The sequence below is a fragment of the uncultured Bacteroides sp. genome (genome assembly GCF_910578895.1).
Classification (GTDB): domain Bacteria; phylum Bacteroidota; class Bacteroidia; order Bacteroidales; family Bacteroidaceae; genus Bacteroides.
The window spans coordinates 1-18,155 of sequence record NZ_CAJTSC010000028.1; the positions used below are offsets into that span (position 1 = coordinate 1).

Consider the following 18,155-nt stretch of genomic DNA (forward strand, 5'->3'; position numbering starts at 1 on the left):
AAACATCCTCGCAAAGAACGCTCAAAATAATGCCGGACAAAATTTAAACAGGCTTTTAAAGTCCAATGGCATAAGCAGCCGGTATATCGGTTGATGGCTCCTGAAAAATCGTAATTCAATCCTGCCTGACTATGGAAAACTGTATGCGGCTATGTGAAGTCTTACTAAAAAGGCATGCCGTTTCTCTGTCTTCTACTTGAAAACCCCTATTTTTGCAAGCTAAACGATGAATGATATGAACAAAGCAGAAAAGCGAGTGCTGGTTGGCATGAGCGGCGGCATCGACAGTACCGCTACATGTCTGATGCTAAAGGAGCAAGGCTACGAGATAATCGGCCTTACGATGTGGGTGTGGGGAGACGAGCCGTCGGAAGCGTGCCAACTTGCCCGAAACATGGGCATTGAGCATCATGTGGCGGACGAGCGGGAAGCTTTTCGCGATGTGATTGTCCGCAACTTTATCGATGAGTACCGCCGGGGACGGACGCCCAATCCCTGCGTGATGTGCAATCCGCTGTTCAAGTTCCGTATCCTTACGGAGTGGGCGGACAGGCTGGATTGCCGCTACATTGCCACCGGACACTATACCCGCCTGGAAGAGCGGGACGGGAAGGTATATATAGTTGCCGGCAACGACGACAAGAAGGACCAGTCCTATTTTCTTTGGCGGCTGGGGCAGGACGTGTTGCGGCGTTGCCTTTTTCCGTTAGGGACGTATACCAAGTTGCAAGTGCGCGATTACCTGCGCGACAAGGGCTATGCGCTGAAAGCCGAGTCGGGAGAGAGCATGGAAGTCTGCTTCATAAAGGGAGATTACAGGGATTTCCTGCGCGAACACTCTCCGGAAATAGACCGTGAAGTCGGTCCGGGATGGTTCGTCAATGCGGAAGGGGTGAAGCTGGGAGAGCATAAAGGTTTTCCTTACTACACCATCGGGCAGCGTAAAGGGCTTGAAATAGCATTGGGAAAACCGGCTTATGTGCTGAAAATCAATCCGCAGAAAAATACGGTGATGCTGGGAGATGCCGAACAGCTCCGGACGGAATATATGCTTGCGGAGCAGGACAGCCTGGTTGACGAGGCGGAGGTTTTCGGAAGCAAGGAACTGACGGTGCGCATCCGTTATCGCAGCAAACCGATTCCCTGTTCGGTGAAGCGCCTGGAAGACGGGCGCCTGCTGGTGCATTTCCAATCGGAAGCGTCTGCCATTGCGCCCGGGCAGTCTGCCGTGTTCTATATCGGGAAGCGGGTGGCAGGCGGTTCGTTTATCGCTTCGCAACGCGGCATCGGCATGTATATAGGAAATTAGAAGACTGAAATTTAGAAAATAAGAGAGATTTGATGAGTAAGAGATTGACTATTCTTTCGGCTTTGGTGCTGCTTGCGGCAAGTGTGGCGGCACAACAAGATACGTTGAAATATCGCATTAGTTTAAAGGACAAGGCTGCCACCGCATACTCCTTGCAACATCCGGAACGGTTTCTTTCGGAGAAAGCCATTGCAAGGCGCCAGAAACAAAATCTGGCAATCGACTCTACCGACCTTCCGGTGTGCCGTAAGTATGTCGACGAGATACGCCGGCAGGGGGTGAAGATTGTGGTTGCCGGAAAGTGGGACAATTTTGTTACGGTGTCCTGCAATGACACTGCTTTGATAGGCCGTATCGCCGCATTGCCTTTCGTGCGCGCCACGGAGAAGGTGTGGAGTGCTCCGAAAACGGGCGGAGAGACGATGTCTGCAACGCGTGATACTGTGATGAATGCGCCGAAGCTATATGCCGACAGTATTTACGGGCCCGCCATCACCCAAATCCGGTTGAGCAATGGAGATAAATTGCATGATGCCGGATTCAGAGGGCAGGGAATGACGATTGCGGTGATTGATGCCGGATTTCATAACCTGGACAGGATAACGGCAATGCGGAATATCACCGTGTTGGGCGTAAAGGATTTTGTTAATCCCCGGGCGGACCTGTTTGCCGAAAGCAGTCACGGGTTGAGCGTGCTCTCCTGCATAGGCATGAATCTGCCGGGGGTAATGACGGGCACCGCGCCCGAAGCCTCTTTCTGGTTGCTTCGCAGCGAAGACGAATATTCCGAACATCTGGTGGAGCAGGACTATTGGGCTGCCGCCGTGGAGTTTGCAGACAGCGTGGGCGTTGATGTGATTAACACCTCTTTGGGATATTATGCTTTCGATGATAAGTCGAAGAACTATACATACCGCGATTTGGACGGACGTCATGCCTTGATGTCTCGCCAGGCTTCGCGCATAGCCGACAAGGGCATGGTGCTGGTGTGCAGCGCCGGCAATTCGGGCATGGGTTCTTGGAAGAAGATAACCCCGCCGGGCGATGCGGAGAATGTGCTGACCGTGGGTGCCGTAAACAAGCGGGCGCTATTGGCTCCGTTTTCCTCTATCGGCAATACCGCCGATAACCGGATCAAACCGGATGTCGTGGCGGTAGGCGAAGGAACGGATGTAATCCGTACGGACGGAAATCAGGGCAAGGCGAACGGGACCTCCTTTTCTTCGCCTGTCGTATGCGGGATGGTGGCTTGCTTGTGGCAGGCATGCCCCCGGCTCACGGCGAAAGAGCTGCTTGAACTGGTCCGCGCTTCCGGCGACCGTGCCGACTGTCCGGATAATATCTACGGTTACGGTGTGCCCGACATGTGGAAAGCGTATCGGATGTATCTGTCCGGAAAAGGCGAGTGACGGATTGAACTGGTAATAATCGGATTGATTTGATAATAAGCGGATTAAATCGGTAATAAACTGAAGGATGGTGATATGGAAACCTTGTCTTTGTATGAACTGAATGCTTTGGTTCGCCGTAGTTTGGAACAGTGCCTGCCCGACACCTATTGGATACAGGCGGAGTTGAGTGATGTGCGTACCAACAGTACCGGGCATTGCTACCTGGAGTTTGTGCAGAAAGATGTCCGCGGCAATAGCCTGGTGGCAAAGGCAAGAGGGACAATCTGGTCGAATGTGTTCCGCCTGTTGAAGCCTTATTTCGAGGAAGCTACGGGGCAGGCGTTTGTTTCGGGCATTAAAGTGCTGGTGCAGGTCACTGTCAGTTTCCACGAGCTTTACGGTTATAGCCTTACGGTGCAGGATATAGACCCTACTTATACTTTGGGCGACATGGTGCGCCGCCGTAAAGAGATACTGAGGCAACTGGAAGAGGAAGGAGTGCTCACGCTGAACAAGGAATTGGAAATCCCCCTCCTGCCGCAACGCATTGCAGTGGTCTCTTCCCCGACAGCTGCCGGATACGGTGACTTCTGCCATCAGTTGCAAAATAATCCGAGAGGTTTTTACTTCCATACGGAATTGTTTCCGGCATTGATGCAGGGCGACCGTGTGGAAGAGTCTGTATTGGCTGCTTTGGATAAGATAAACTCCCGTCCGGACAGTTTTGACGTGGTTGTGATTATCCGTGGCGGAGGGGCTACTTCCGACCTCTCCGGATTTGACACCTACCTGCTTGCGGCTGCTTGCGCACAGTTTCCTTTGCCTGTCATCACCGGTATCGGCCATGAACGTGACGACACGGTGATTGATTCCGTAGCCCATACCCGCGTCAAGACTCCTACCGCTGCCGCAGAATTTCTGATAAACCGCATGAATGACGCTGCCGATGGTTTGGAATCGCTGGCTTGCCGTTTATACGACGGTGTCCGAAATCTGCTGGTGCAAGAGCATCAGCGGTTGGTATCCTGTAAGAACCGCATCCCTTCTGCCGCTTATAGTCGCATATCGGATGCCAAACTCTCCTTGCTCACTGTCCGGAAAGATATTGTGCAGGTTGCTACCGCCTTTTTGTCTCATCGCCAACATCGGCTGGAACTGCTCCGGCAGCGGTTGGCGGATGCTTCTCCCGAAAAACAGTTGGCGCGCGGCTACAGCATTACGCTCAAAAACGGTAAGGTTGTAAAAGATGCCACTCTTCTGAACGAGGGAGACAGAATCACCACTCGCCTATACAAAGGAGAAGTGGTTTCGGTAGTAACCGATGAATTGTCAAAAGTCAAAAAATAAATAATCCTATGCCTACACCCAAGAAAAAAGAAACCTATTCCCAAGCAATGGAACGGTTGGAGAGAATAGTAAGCCAGATAGACAACAATGAACTGGAAATAGACGTACTTGCCGAAAAGATAAAAGAAGCGAACGAAATCATTGCATTTTGTAACGATAAGTTGACAAAGGCAGACTGTGAAGTCAAGAAACTCTTGGCGGACAGGCAGGAGGAATAGGCGGATATGGCGCTTTCGGTCACGGAGGCACAACAAGAGGTATTCCACCACATTGAGCATACGACACCTTTCTATAAAGTTCTTGCGGGTCATGCTTTTGTCATGGCAGGCATGTACGGGAAAAAGCCGTGTTTTTAATCTTTTGTCGACAAAAAACGGCGTTTCTTTAGGAAGTATGGAGAATTACCACTACTTTTGTGGCAAATAGTAAGCGCCTGTTCGTTTTTTGTTCAGTATTGCTTTGAGAAATTCCCAAAGAAGCAGACGAAATATTTGAAAGAAAGACCAAAACAGGCTTTTTTTAGTTTCGGTGTACTTGTAATATATCGGATAATAACAAAAGAGAACAACTAATACGAGCGAGATATGAAAGAACTGGATTGGGCTAATCTGCCGTTCGGCTATATGAAGACAGATTACAATGTGAGAATTTACTATCGTAACGAACAGTGGGGCGCATTGGAAGTATGCAGCGAGGAGACTATCCCTATGCACATGGCTGCCACGTGTCTGCACTATGGCCAGGAAGCTTTCGAAGGCCTGAAGGCATTTCGCGGCAAAGACGGCAAGGTACGCGTTTTCCGTTTGGAAGAGAATGCTGCCCGTTTGCAGTCCACCTGTCGTGGCATCCTGATGCCCGAACTGCCGACGGAGCGCTTTAAAGAGGCGATTCTCAAGGTCGTGAAGTTGAATGAACGTTTCATTCCGCCTTACGAGTCGGGAGCTTCCCTGTATATCCGTCCGTTGCTGATTGGTACGGGCGCGCAAGTGGGCGTGCATCCGGCAAACGAATACCTGTTTGTAGTGTTTGTAACTCCGGTAGGTCCTTATTTCAAGGGCGGTTTCTCAACCAATCCGTACGTCATTATCCGCGAGTTCGACCGTGCCGCGCCTTTGGGCACAGGTGTCTATAAGGTAGGCGGCAACTACGCGGCAAGCCTGCGTGCCAATAAGAAAGCGCACGACCTGGGTTATGCCTGCGAGTTCTATCTGGATGCCAAAGAGAAGAAATATATCGACGAGTGCGGTGCCGCCAACTTCTTCGGCATCAAGGACAATACATACATTACTCCGCAATCCACTTCCATCCTTCCCTCTATCACCAACAAGAGCCTGATGCAACTGGCAGAGGATATGGGCATGAAGGTAGAGCGCCGTCCGGTGCCCGAAGAGGAGCTGCTGACGTTCGAGGAGGCGGGTGCTTGCGGCACTGCCGCTGTCATCAGCCCGATAGAACGCATCGACGATGTGGAGAACGGTAAGTCATACGTGATTGCCAAAGATGGCAAACCGGGACCTGTCTGCACGAAGCTGTATAATAAGTTGCGTGCCATCCAGTATGGCGACGAACCCGATACGCATGGTTGGGTGACGATTGTAGAATAACCATTTATCTTATAAATAACACATTTAATTAATATTATTCGCTATGTTAAAACAAAATTCTGAATTGCGTGCCCAGGCACGTGAGTCACTTCAAGGAAAGTGGCTTATGGCAGCTGTTGCTGCACTTATTTATTGCTTTGTTATCGGTGCTTTGTCTGCTGTTCCTTACGTAGGCCGGTTGGCTTCATTGTTTGTCGGACTGCCGCTTGCATACGGTTTGGCTATCCTGATGTTTGGTGTGCTCAAAGGCAAACAAGTCGATATCGAGGTGCTGTTCGAAGGTTTCCATGACTATGCGCGTATTCTGGTAACCAAGTTGCTTCAGCAAATCTACACAGCATTGTGGACAATGTTGCTGATTGTTCCGGGAGTTATGAAGTATTACTCTTATGCAATGACCGACTATATCTTGAAAGAAGAGCCGGAAATGAAAAACAACGCGGCTATCGAAAAGAGTATGGCTATGATGGAGAACAACAGAATGAAACTGTTCACGCTTGATTTGAGCTTTATCGGCTGGTTCTTCCTGTCTATCCTCACGCTCGGTATCGGTCTATTCTTCCTGTTGCCTTACGTGCATACTGCCCATGCAGCTTTCTATGAAGATCTGAAAGCTCAGCAAGGTGCCAATGCGGAAGCAAGCGCTGCGGTTTAATCGGGACGCATCGTCCAATATCATAGAAGAATGGAGCATGGAGAAATCTGTGCTCCATTTCTTTTTGCCGGTTGCACCAAAATCAGTACCTTTACGGCCTAATCAGGATTGAAATGGGAAAAAACAAGTTAGAGAAATTTGCCGATATGGCGGGTTATCCGCATGTGTTCGAATATCCGTACTCGGCTGTGGACAACGTTCCGTTTGACATGAAAGGGCATTGGCACTCACAGTTCTTCAAGAACGACCATCCGATTGTGCTGGAACTGGGTTGCGGCCGTGGAGAATATACCGTAGGACTGGGGCGCATGTTCCCCGACAAGAACTTCATCGGCGTAGACATAAAAGGCGCCCGCATGTGGACGGGAGCCACGGAATCCTTGCAGTCGGATATGAAGAACGTAGCCTTTCTGCGTACCAACATCGAAATCATCGACCGCTTCTTTGCGCCGGGCGAAGTGAGCGAGATATGGCTCACCTTCTCCGACCCGCAGATGAGGAAAGCCACCAAACGCCTTACGTCCACCTACTTTATGGAGCGTTACCGCAAATTCCTGAAAGATGGCGGAATTGTCCACGTAAAGACCGACAGTAACTTCATGTTCACTTACACCAAGTATATGATAGAGAAGAACGGGCTTCCGGTAGAGTTTATCACCGATGACCTCTATCACTCCAGACTGGTGGACGACATCCTTGGCATCCGCACCTATTACGAACAACAGTGGCTGGACCGCGGGCTGACCATAAAGTACATCAAGTTCCGGCTTCCGCAAAGCGGAGAGCTGCAAGAGCCCGATGTGGAGATAGAGTTCGATGAGTATCGCAGCTACAACCGCAGCAAGCGTAGCGGGCTTCAGACCAGCAAATGAATGCAGACCGGTAAATGAATGCAGGCAAATGAATGTAGGCAGGCAAACGAATGCAAATCAGTAAATGAATGAAACGTATGGAAAGCGCCTGTCCGTGATTGTTCCTCAGCCGTGTCTGACAGAAGCCGCCCCCTCTTAAATTCAAAATTCATAATTCAAAATTCAACATGACCCTTTACCCTAAATTAATATTGGATGCACTGGCAACGGTGCGTTATCCCGGCAACAAGAAGAACCTTGTGGAGGCTGAAATGGTTGCCGACAATCTGCGTATCGACGGGATGAAAGTCAGCTTCTCGTTGATTTTCGAGAAACCGACAGACCCCTTTATGAAATCGGTGGTAAAAGCTGCCGAGGTTGCGATACATACGTATGTATCGCCGGAAGTGGAAGTGACGATTGCCACGGAAAGCCGTCAGGCGGCACGGCCCGAGGTTGGCAAACTGCTGCCGCAGGTGAAGAACATCATCGGTGTCTCTTCCGGCAAGGGCGGTGTAGGCAAGTCTACCGTTTCGGCAAACCTGGCTGTCTCGCTCGCCAAGTTGGGTTATAAGGTAGGTTTGCTGGATGCCGATATCTTCGGTCCTTCCATGCCCAAGATGTTCTGCGAGGAAGATGCCCGCCCGTATGCCGAGAATATCGGCGGACGTGATTTGATTGTTCCGATTGAAAAATATGGCATCAAACTGTTGTCCATCGGTTTCTTTGTAAACCCCGACCAAGCCACCCTGTGGCGTGGCGGCATGGCAAGCAATGCGCTGAAACAGTTGATTGCCGATGCCGATTGGGGCGAACTGGATTACTTCCTGATAGACCTTCCGCCCGGAACCAGCGATATCCACCTTACCGTGGTGCAGACACTTGCCATGACCGGTGCCATCGTGGTCAGCACGCCGCAGGCGGTGGCTTTGGCGGATGCCCGTAAAGGCATCAACATGTTCATCAACGACAAGGTGAATGTGCCTATTCTCGGTCTGGTTGAGAACATGGCATGGTTCACGCCTGCCGAATTGCCCGAGAACAAGTACTACATCTTCGGCAAAGAGGGAGCCAAACGGCTGGCAGAGGAGATGGATGTTCCTTTGCTGGGACAAATCCCCATTGTGCAAGGCATCTGCGAGAGTGGCGACCAGGGCACTCCCGTGGCTTTGGACGAGAACACCATGACCGGACGCGCTTTCTTGCAACTGGCTGCCGCCGTAGTCCGCCAGGTAGACCGCCGGAACATGGAAATGGCACCCACCAGGATTGTGGAGACACATAAGTAGAAAGATATCCGTATTGTTAACTTTAAGAGCCTGTTTGAATTTTCTTCAAAAAGATTTTCTTCAGCTTCTTTTGAACCTCTTTCCGGTCTGTTTCCTTCTTTTTATGAAGAGCATAGCGGGCTATGTGACGAATGAAAAGAGGAAAACATTCTCGAAAAGGACGCTCAAAAGGATGCCGGACAAAATTTAAACAGGCTCTAAATCCAAGTAAGTATGAAAAGTTTAAAGGTTTTATTGGCAGGCATGTGCGTGGCGTTATGCGCATGTTCGTCGCAGACATCCACCGTGCAGACCAACGACAAGGGGACCCGGTGGCAGTGGGAGAATGGAACGATTGTCGTGGAGACTCCCGAACGTCCGGCAGGGCAGAAAAGTGTGATAGGGCTGGCACTTCCTAAAATGGAAGTGGTGCGCGTAGGCTTCGTAGGTCTGGGGATGCGTGGTCCCGGGGCTGTGGAACGTTTCACGCACATTCCCGGCACGCAGGTCGTGGCGCTCTGCGATTACGAACAGGAGCGTGCCGACAGATGCCAGAAATACCTGAGGCAGGCATCCATGCCCGAAGCGGCGGTATATTCCGGCGAGAAGGGATACGAGGAACTCTGCAAGCGCGATGATATCGACCTGGTGTATATCGCTACCGACTGGCTGCACCATTTCCCCGTGGCGATGTGTGCGTTGGAGAACGGGAAGAATGTGGCTATCGAAGTGCCCTCCGCCATGAACCTGAAAGAGTGCTGGGAACTGATTGACATGAGCGAGAAGAGCCGCAAGCACTGCATGATTTTGGAGAATTGCTGCTACGACTGGTTCGAAATGAATACGCTGAACATGGCGCAGCAAGGCGTCTTCGGCGAGGTGATCCGGGCACAAGGCGCTTATATCCATAACCTGAGCCCGTTCTGGAACCATTATTGGAAAAACGGCGAAGGCGACAAACTGGGCTGGCGCCTGGACTATAACATGCGGCATCGTGGCGATGTGTATGCCACCCACGGGCTGGGTCCTGTGGCGCAGGCGCTCGACATCCATCGTGGCGACCGGATGCAGACATTGGTTGCTATGGATACCAAATCGGTCGTAGGAAAGGCTTTGGTCGAGGCGCGCACGGATACGGCTTGCAACAGCTTCCGCAACGGCGACCACACCACAACGCTCATCCGTACTGCCAACGGCAAGGTAATCGAGATACAACATAATGTGATGACTCCCCAGCCTTATAACCGTCTGTACCAGTTGACCGGTTCCAAAGGTTTTGCCAATAAATATCCCGTCAAAGGCTATGCCCTCGATGCCGACCAGCTGGCTGCTTCGGGCGTGGAGCCCAAGGTGGACGATTTGGACTCGCACGGTTTCCTGCCGGCAGCGGAAATGGAAGCGCTTGTCGCCAAATACCAACATCCTATTCTGAAGAAATACGGTGAAATGGCAAAGGAGGTCGGCGGACACGGCGGTATGGACTTCATCATGGACAGCCGCTTGGTCTACTGCCTGCAAAACGGTTTGCCTTTGGACATGGATGTCTACGATTTGGCAGAGTGGTGCAGTTTGGCGGAACTGGGCGAACTTTCCATGGACAATAATTGCGCTCCGGTGGCATTCCCCGACTTTACCCGTGGCGAGTGGAATGTGATAAAGGGCTACAAGCATGCTTATGCAAGTCCCGAAGAAGAAGCCGCCGCTATGGAAAAGGCGAAAGCGTTTACTGCCAGGCTGAAAGGGCAGGGCGGCATTTAACGTCTCCGTAGTACGAAAGTGACCAACTAACATCATCCGTAGTATGAAAATAACGTTCATTCTTCTGAACCTGCTGCTGGCTTTGTCCGTCCAGGCGCAAACCGTTTTTCACGATGCTTCGGCTTTCCCCCTTTTGGGGAAAGCCACCGGGAATACCCTTACGCGCTACGAACGCCTGCCCGACTCCTTGCAGCATATTTCCCGCAAACCTTTGTGGGAATTGGGACGCAACAGCGCCGGGCTTGCCATACGTTTCCGCTCCAACTCCACCCGTATTGCCGCCAAATGGGAAGTGCTGCGCAACATGAATATGAACCACATGACTGCCACAGGCATCAAAGGACTCGACTTGTATTGCCTGCAAGACGGCAAATGGGTGTTTGCAGGCAGCGGACGCCCGCAAGGAAAGGTCAACCAGGCAACAATCGTGAAAGATATGCTGCCCGAGGAACGGGAATACCTCCTGTATCTCTCCTTATATGACGGGGTGGTTTCTCTCTCTATCGGTGTCGATTCGTTGTCTCTGATTGGCGGTCCGGCAGTGGATTTGCCGGTACGCAAAAAGCCGCTGGTATTCTACGGCACCAGCATCCTGCAAGGCGGCTGTGCTTCGCGTCCCGGAATGGCACACACCAATATTCTGGAACGCCGGCTCAACCGCGAGTGCATCAACTTAGGATTTAGCGGCAATGCCTTGCTGGATTTGGAGATTGCCCGCGTGATGGCGGAGGTGGATGCTTCGGTGTTTGTACTCGATTTCGTTCCGAATGCCACCGTGGAGCAGATAAAGGAGCGTGCCGGTGAGTTCTACGCCATTATCCGCAGCAAACATCCGCATACTCCCATACTTTTTGTGGAAAACCCGCTGTTCACCCACTCCCGTTTCAACAGGAGCGTTGCCAAAGAGGTGGAAGATAAGAACGCGGTATTGAATGCCGTTTTCTGCTCTCTGAAAGCGCGTGGCGAGAAGAACATCCATCTGCTCTCTTCCGAAAAGATGATAGGGCATGACGGAGAGGCAACCGTAGACGGGGTGCACTTTACGGATTTGGGATTTACGCGCTATGCGGAAATGCTGTATCCGGTGTTGAAGAAATATATGAAATAGGTAAGGAGAGAATATTCTATCATACCGTACTGTCATTCAGGGCGCAGCGAAGAATGACAGTACGGTAATTGTTTTTATCCTTTGGAATAGAAATTATTGGAATAATTGAGAGCAGTAGTGAGAGTTTCAATTACCCTGTTTCTTATTCTGTATGAACTCTGCTTTGTATAAGTGAAATGACTGCATTACCGGTATTTGCCTGCAATGTAGCGTATGTCTTTCGCATTGCCGGAGTACCACGCCGCTCCCGTCTCTTTCAGGCTTTCCAAGACTCTTGTCCGCTCTTTTGCGCTATAATCTTCCGCTTGCGGCAGGGAGATAAATCCGTACTGCCCGTATGTGGAGCGGTCTGCCCAGAAGTAACGGTTATCCATGAAGTTGAAACCCGGCAATGTCTTCTCGGGACTGGAAATCCGGATATTGTTGGTCTTGTTGCCGAAATAGTTATATGCCAGGCGGACATTGCGGGGCTCTTTGTCTCCCCTTCCCGAACCTAAGTCTATTATCTTGCAGTCTACAAAGGCATTGTGTGCTACGTCGATGTTTTCGGCTCTGTGATAAGAGGTGAGCGGCTCTTTTTTGATATCGGTATTGGCATCGGGACGTTCGTACACTCCCATGCGTACCAGCAGTCCGAAACCGCCCGTACGGCATATCAGATTGTCATACACCGTGTGTCCCTGATTGATAAGGCGGATGCCGCAGGTGCCCGGGATGTCATTGCCCACAAACGTGTTGGATTCTATTACGTTATCGTGCCCGTGCCTGCAGACCAAGCCGCCGCGCGACTCGAAGAAGAGGTTGCGGCGCAGGATGTTATGACCGGATTTGACGGATATGATTTCATTCTCCCCGTCGCAATGCAGGAATATGTTGTTTTCTACTATTGCATGAGACTCCAATTGGGAAGACCAGGAGTGGCCGATACGGATAATCTCGGCGCCGTTTCCTCCGTAGGGTTGGCGTGTTCCGAACACATTGTGGTCCACCAAGTGGTTGTTTAAGTGGACATCCTCGTTCAACCATAGCTGGAGCACCAGCCCGCCGACGCGTTTGTTGGCAAAATAGCAGTGGTCTACGCGGTTGTTTGTCCCATACAGCGATACCCAGTACTCGCTTACCGTCATGGGCAATACCCCTTGCACCGATTTTTCGCTTTTCTTCGGGTCGTTGCAGTCGTCTATCACACAGTTGGTCAGCCGGCAATGGGAAGCATATACGCCGTTCTTCTCTTTGAACTCGATCATGGAGAAATCTTTCGCCCATGCCTTGTGGAAAAACAGCCCCTCTATTTGCAGGTACTCTCCGCATACCCTCATTTTCAGTGCTCCCGATATGACCGCCTTTCCCGCATGCTCTGCGCGCAACGTAATGGAGTCGGTGCTTGTGCCGTGGGCAAAGAAGTCCAACTCTTCCAAACTGTCATACACTCCGTCGCGTAGCACCACTTCATCGCCCGGTTGCAGGGTGCCGTTGTTTAGAATCTCTTTCAGCTTGCCGCTTTCGGCAGGTGTCAGGTAGTAATCTTTTGCTTGAACGGTTAGACTGCCTAAGCAAAAAAGCAGTATCCAAATCTTTTTCATGTTCCGAATATATTTATGATATGTTTTGTCGTGAATGCTTGTCATTCGCTTTCCAATTCCAGCTGTGCCAGCGTGTAGGGTTTGTCGTGCCCGGTGTTTACCTTGTCCGGACCTGTCACTATGTCGAAACAGGACACAATCAGCTTCCCGTTCCATACGATGGGTTCTCCGGGTTGGTCGAGCCCGCCGTTGCTGCCGTCGCAATCGGGGCTTTGGGCAATTCGGGTAATCTGCCCGTCGGGCGTGATGCGGGCAATGGTGTTTACGGAGAAATCCGCTACATACATATTCCCTTTCTCGTCCATGCAGATGCCGTCCGTAGTGGTCAGTTGGGTGCTGTCTTGCGCCCATACCGCATTGGACAATACCTCTCCCTTTTTATTCAAAGTGATTTTGTGGATGGCGCCGTCGCCGAAATTGCCTACATACAGGTTGCCTGCCTTGTCGAACACAATGCCGTCCAGCCCGTATTGCACTTGCGGGTTTCGGGTGACTACTGTTGCCAGCAGGTTTTTATCCTCCAGCGTATTGGTAATCTCTACGTCACGGTCATCTTCGTTGAAGCAATATACGCCGCTCACCAGTTTTTCCGACGGGATGGCGGACAGGGAGCTTTGGGTGACATATACTTTCCCGCGATGCACCCGTACTCCGTTGGGGTGTTCCATGTTGCATGCCACGGTTACCGTCTCTTGCAATTCTCCCCGGGCATCGAATATTAATTTTAACAAGCGTCCTTTGCCGCGTCCCTGCTCGCTTCCCGTCCAGCCTTGATTGTCGCATACGTATAAATCTCCTTTTTCATTGAATGCAATCCCCATGGGGCAGGCAACGCCCGTTTCGGGCAGCACTGGCACGTCTATCCATTTGGAAATCCGTTTGTCGGGAGTAATTCGCATCAGGCAGGCGGGCATGGTTTGGTCGGCAAAGTTGGGACATGCCAATATCAGGTTTCCATCGGGGGCTATCGCCATGCCGTCCGGAGTGGGGCAATATTCCGGCAGTTCGATAAACAGTGTACTGGCTTGTAGTTTCTTATTTGTCCGGTCGGCGGAGTTGCAACCTGTCAGTAGCAACAGGCATAATCCGGTTATCAAGCATGCTGTTTTCATAATGTGTTTTTTAGCTTGTGATGTTTCTTTGCAAGCAAAAGTACGGGGAATTTTCAGCTTTCGGTTTTAGAATTATCTCAATCATTTGGATTTTTATTTCAATATCCGAAAATAAGGCGCGGATTTCGCGTGCCTATGCGGAGGATTTGTAAAATACAACTCCGTACAGCCACGTGAAACCCGCGCCTTATTTTAGTTTCCTGAACCTGAACTTTGGCTTCGTAAACCTGACCTTTAGTTTCCTAAAGTTGACCTTTAGCTTTCTAAACCTCAACTTTAGCTTCCGTGAAGTTCTACGTCAGCTTCGCGATGTGCTTACTTCTTGAAAAGTTCTTTCAGGCTTACCGTCTTGTTGTTAATCAGCGGATGTGCCCAAAAACCGATGAAGGTGATGTAGCCCACAAATACTAGGATAATCAGCATGCCGGTACGCAATGAAGTGGCATCGGCAAGCATACTGATAATCATCGGTCCGCCGGCCCCGCCTACAATGCCCGAACACAGGATACCTGCAAACGAGCCGTGATGTTGCGATGCCGAGTTCAGTGCCAATGAGAAGACGATGGAATACATCATGGAGATACTGAAACCGATTGCCGGAAAAGCGATGACAGCTGCGGCTTTATTGCCGAAAAGCGCAATCAGCAGCAAGGCAATGGTCAATACGCCCGATATCCGGAGCAACCGTCTGCTGTCAATCAGTTTCAAAAGCAGCATGCCCACCAGGCAGCCGGCAGTCATCAGTCCCCAGAAGTAACTTACGGCTTGCGCACCTTCCACTTGCGGGTTTACTCCGTGATACTGCTCAAGGAACGTGCTCATGAAGATGGACGTTCCCTGCTCCGTACTTACATAGCAGAAGATGCCGAGGAAGAACAGCCATACGTACTTCTGCTTGAACAGTGCCAGGTAAGAATCTTTCGAACCGCCCTTTTCGTCCTCTTTCAGTTCGATTTTCGGGAAACGGGAGAGCGCCACGGCAACCAGCATCACCAGCAACAGCAGCGTGAACACCCAGTAGAGGGATACCCACGGCAGGTCGGTGGGCGTAATGCCCGCCAAAAGATCGATAAAGAAGCTCTTGCCTTCCGTGTATATCTCCGGGTTGAGTTCGCGAATCAGGTACGCATATACCAGCGGGCTCAGGAACGAGGCGATGCCGAATACGAACTGGGCGACTTCCGCCACGAAAGCATAGTTCTCTTCTCCGCCTACGACGCGTTGCAACGGATTAATCACCGTTTGCAGCATAGCCATGCCCAAGCCGATGATGAACGATGAGGCAAGCAGGATAGGGTAGGTGTGCACGCAGGCAAACAACGTTGTGCCGGCAAACGGCATCAGAAAGCCTAAGAACAGCACCGGTTTCTCGCCAAAACGGTCAATCATCAGCCCGGCAGGTATGGACATAATGGCGTATGCGATGAAGAAAGAGGTCGGGATAAATCCCGCCATTGCCAGGTCGCTCAAATTAAAGTTATGGATAATGTCGGGGATGAGCGGACCCAGGATATTCGTGATAAATGATATGGTAAACCAGAACGCCATAATCAGCGCCAGCATTCCTAAATTCTTTTTCATACTATTTCGTGTTTAATGAGAAGACCAATGACGCGGCACCGATGCTTCCGGCCTTGTTGCCCAAGGATGCCGCCATGATTTCGGTATTCACGGCACAGTCGGCTATGGCATAGCGATGTGCTTGTTCGCTGACTTTCCGGATATAGAATTCTCCGGCTTCGGACAATCCGCCGCCTATTACGATGCGTTGCGGGCTGAAGATGTTGATAAACCCGGCGATGCCGTGTCCCAGGAAGTCGCAATGCTCGTCCAGACACTCCGTTGCCAACGGGTTGCCTTCTTTGTACAGCCGCACGATAAGCTCTCCGTTGACCTCTTCATCCGGGAATGAGATACCTGCCTCTTCGGCACGCTTGCTGAAACGGCGTACCAGTGCCGAAGTGGAAGCGTAATGTTCCAGACAGCCTACGGAACCGCATGCGCAAGGTTCGCCGTTGGCTATCAGGGGCACATGTCCCAACTCGGTACCGCGATTGGCAAAACCGTTGAACAGCTTGCTGTCGATGACCACTGCGCCGCCGATGCCGGTTCCCACGGTCAGGAACACCACGTTGCGCGCGCCTTGTCCGGCACCATACATCGTCTCTCCCAATCCCATCAGGTTGGCATCGTTGCCCATTTGCACGGGCAGGCAGGTTTCCGCTTCGATGCGGTCGGCAAGGTTCAGGTTCTCCCAACCCTTGATGTTTTCGGCGCCGCCCAGCACAATGCGGTTTGTTTCGTCCACAATGCCGGGAGTGCCTATGCCTATGCCTTCTACCGCCACTCCGAGCTGTTGTGCCGAAGCCATCACCTCTTTGCAGGCGGTCAGCAACTGGTCGATTACCGCTTCGGCGGATACATCGGCTTTCGACGGCAGCTTCCCTTGAAAGTGAAATACGCCTTCATTGTCAATAAGGGCGTATTTCACGGAAGTGCCGCCAAGGTCAATTCCTATAGCGTATTTTTTCATGATTATCAAACTCTTTCAGCCCATATCGGAGAACTCCATGCCCATTGTCCGTCGCGCTGGCGCACGCGTACATAGTAATAGTCCGTATCGCGCTGAGGCTCTTTGTCTTCCATGTAGTGCTCTACGGTGAAGCAGCTTTCGGGCATGGCACGGTTAAAGAGAATGGCTTCGCTCAACCAGCCGATCATGAAGTGCGAGCGGGAACCTTCGAGCAGTTCGCCCAACGTGTGTTCGAACTTCTTGCCGTTGAAGTCTGCGGTCAGCACTCCGTCCTTCGGCATTTCCAGGTCGAGGATGACTGCCTGCATGGCTGCGGTCGTGGTGTTCGGGTTCTTGCTGCTGTACAAATCCAGTTCCGTCTCTTTCTCGCCGACGGAGAGGATGCGGTTGACATGCGTGTTGAACTCTGTTTCGCCCTCTTGCGGAGAAGTGAAAGCGGCGCCACGGAAACAGGGAGTCACGTTTATGATGCGTCCTTTGTTTACCGACAATTTGCCCTGCCAGTGCACATATCGTTCCTCGCGGTTCCAGCCGAAGTCCACTTTTACTTTGCAGCGGACGGTGTCGCCTTCCGGTGCCACCGGAGTCAACGGACCGCTCATGCGTGCCAATATCTGTCCGTTCTTTACGATATCCACGTAATCGATGCAGCTTTCGCCGGTTACGTTCAGGTAGATGCGGCGACTGTTGCCACGAACCACATCGCCCATGAAAGCATCGTTCAGGCGGAAGTCGATGATTATCTTGTCACCGGTGGCGGCGCATACATGGCGGGTGCGCATGGCTTCCCAGATGGCGTCACGCGTCAATGACGGAGCCAATACACCGATACGGCCGTCGCCGTAGCTGCCCGGATATCCGGAGTGCTGGTCGGTGGATGCCATGATACCGAATTTGTGTCCCTGGTCCAGACCGTACTGAATGGTGCCTTCCCATTGGCGGGGACCCATATCGTGCAGGTACGGATAGTCGCCCTGGTCGCTTTCCGCCAGACCGTGGCGGGAGTACATCTCTACGAACGGAGTGACGTCGCCTTCGGTGAAGCAATTCCAGTTGTAGCCGCGATAACCGCCCTGGTAACCCATGTGGTGCGGAGTGACGAATACTTTGTGTCCTTTGGCTTTCTCTTTCCAGTCTTCGATGGAAGTGCATTCCACGAGCGGCGCATCAAGGTCGTAGTTCAGTGCCACGTGGTCGCCATGCTCCATGCTGTGTGCCTCATATCCCACGAAGGTAAGGAACTCGCCCTCCTTGTTGTACTCGTTGGTCATCTTCACATACTTCTCATAACCGCCTTCGCGCAGGCGCTTGAAGGCTCCCGTATGATAGTCGATTACCCATTTCAGGCGCGGGTCGTCCGCACCCGGAATGTCCGGCCACATGGCATGGGGAGTTACGCTGACAAAGTCCAGCTGTCCTTTGGCTGCCTCGAAGGCATCGCGCATGTCGCCGTGTCCGTAAGTGATGTTGCAGTGGTTATGTAAGTCGCCCCAGAATACTTTGAGGTTACTTGCCGACGGCATAATCTTTTTGGCTTCTTTGCTTCCTGCTACGCATGAGCCGAGCAGGCTTCCCGAAGCTGCCAGTCCGAGAAAAGACCAGCCTGTGTTTTTTAGAAAACTTCTTCTGTCCATGA

At 51.6% G+C, this 18,155-nt stretch carries 15 protein-coding genes; 10 read left to right on the plus strand and 5 right to left on the minus strand.

From position 1 onward, the window contains the following. The first annotated feature begins 235 nt into the window (after positions 1–235). The 10 genes from mnmA (at position 236) to QZ327_RS08635 (ending at position 11,291) form a co-directional block, all read left to right on the plus strand. Entirely contained in the window at positions 236–1,309 is a 1,074-nt protein-coding gene (gene mnmA, locus QZ327_RS08590; protein WP_294618660.1) for a tRNA 2-thiouridine(34) synthase MnmA, read from the plus strand. Between the two features lie 32 nt (positions 1,310–1,341). After that, positions 1,342–2,718: a S8 family serine peptidase gene (locus QZ327_RS08595; RefSeq protein WP_294618661.1), complete on the plus strand. Its 1,377-nt coding sequence runs from the start codon at positions 1,342–1,344 to the stop codon at positions 2,716–2,718. Between the two features lie 75 nt (positions 2,719–2,793). Continuing rightward, positions 2,794–4,047, plus strand: a complete 1,254-nt coding sequence (xseA, locus tag QZ327_RS08600; protein WP_294618662.1) for an exodeoxyribonuclease VII large subunit — start codon at positions 2,794–2,796, stop codon at positions 4,045–4,047. An 8-nt stretch (positions 4,048–4,055) separates the two neighbouring features. Next, the gene (xseB, locus tag QZ327_RS08605; protein WP_294618663.1) at positions 4,056–4,265 is read left to right on the plus strand and encodes an exodeoxyribonuclease VII small subunit; all 210 of its coding nucleotides are present in this window, start codon (positions 4,056–4,058) and stop codon (positions 4,263–4,265) included. A gap of 366 nt (positions 4,266–4,631) precedes the next feature. Next, complete coding sequence (locus tag QZ327_RS08610) at positions 4,632–5,651, plus strand: branched-chain amino acid aminotransferase (protein ID WP_294618664.1); 1,020 nt, start codon at positions 4,632–4,634, stop codon at positions 5,649–5,651. A gap of 43 nt (positions 5,652–5,694) precedes the next feature. Beyond that, complete coding sequence (locus tag QZ327_RS08615; RefSeq protein WP_294618665.1) at positions 5,695–6,306, plus strand: DUF975 family protein; 612 nt, start codon at positions 5,695–5,697, stop codon at positions 6,304–6,306. 113 nt (positions 6,307–6,419) lie between these two features. Next, positions 6,420–7,178 carry a tRNA (guanosine(46)-N7)-methyltransferase TrmB gene (gene trmB / locus QZ327_RS08620; protein ID WP_294618666.1) on the plus strand — a complete coding sequence of 253 codons (759 nt, stop codon included), beginning with the start codon at positions 6,420–6,422 and terminating at the stop codon, positions 7,176–7,178. Positions 7,179–7,345: 167 nt separating this feature from the next. Further along, positions 7,346–8,446: an Mrp/NBP35 family ATP-binding protein gene (locus QZ327_RS08625; RefSeq protein ID WP_294618667.1), complete on the plus strand. Its 1,101-nt coding sequence runs from the start codon at positions 7,346–7,348 to the stop codon at positions 8,444–8,446. A 213-nt stretch (positions 8,447–8,659) separates the two neighbouring features. Further along, complete coding sequence (locus QZ327_RS08630) at positions 8,660–10,183, plus strand: Gfo/Idh/MocA family oxidoreductase (RefSeq protein ID WP_294618668.1); 1,524 nt, start codon at positions 8,660–8,662, stop codon at positions 10,181–10,183. A gap of 43 nt (positions 10,184–10,226) precedes the next feature. Then, positions 10,227–11,291, plus strand: coding sequence for an SGNH/GDSL hydrolase family protein (locus tag QZ327_RS08635; RefSeq protein ID WP_294618669.1), 1,065 nt, complete (start codon positions 10,227–10,229; stop codon positions 11,289–11,291). A gap of 185 nt (positions 11,292–11,476) precedes the next feature. Here the strand turns inward: QZ327_RS08635 and QZ327_RS08640 are convergent, their stop codons facing one another. The 5 genes from QZ327_RS08640 to QZ327_RS08660 all read right to left on the minus strand — a co-directional run bounded on the left by QZ327_RS08640 (position 11,477) and on the right by QZ327_RS08660 (position 18,153). After that, positions 11,477–12,874, minus strand: a complete 1,398-nt coding sequence (locus tag QZ327_RS08640) for a polysaccharide lyase 6 family protein (RefSeq protein WP_294618670.1) — start codon at positions 12,872–12,874, stop codon at positions 11,477–11,479. Between the two features lie 41 nt (positions 12,875–12,915). Next, entirely contained in the window at positions 12,916–13,986 is a 1,071-nt protein-coding gene (locus QZ327_RS08645; RefSeq protein ID WP_294618671.1) for an SMP-30/gluconolactonase/LRE family protein, read from the minus strand. Positions 13,987–14,301: 315 nt separating this feature from the next. Further along, positions 14,302–15,567: a sugar MFS transporter gene (locus QZ327_RS08650; RefSeq protein WP_294618672.1), complete on the minus strand. Its 1,266-nt coding sequence runs from the start codon at positions 15,565–15,567 to the stop codon at positions 14,302–14,304. 1 nt (position 15,568) lies between these two features. Continuing rightward, a complete protein-coding gene (locus tag QZ327_RS08655) occupies positions 15,569–16,522 on the minus strand; it encodes an ROK family protein (RefSeq protein ID WP_294618691.1) in 954 nt (317 codons plus the stop codon). A gap of 2 nt (positions 16,523–16,524) precedes the next feature. Further along, a complete protein-coding gene (locus QZ327_RS08660) occupies positions 16,525–18,153 on the minus strand; it encodes a Tat pathway signal sequence (RefSeq protein ID WP_294618673.1) in 1,629 nt (542 codons plus the stop codon). Between the last annotated feature and the right edge of the window lie 2 nt (positions 18,154–18,155).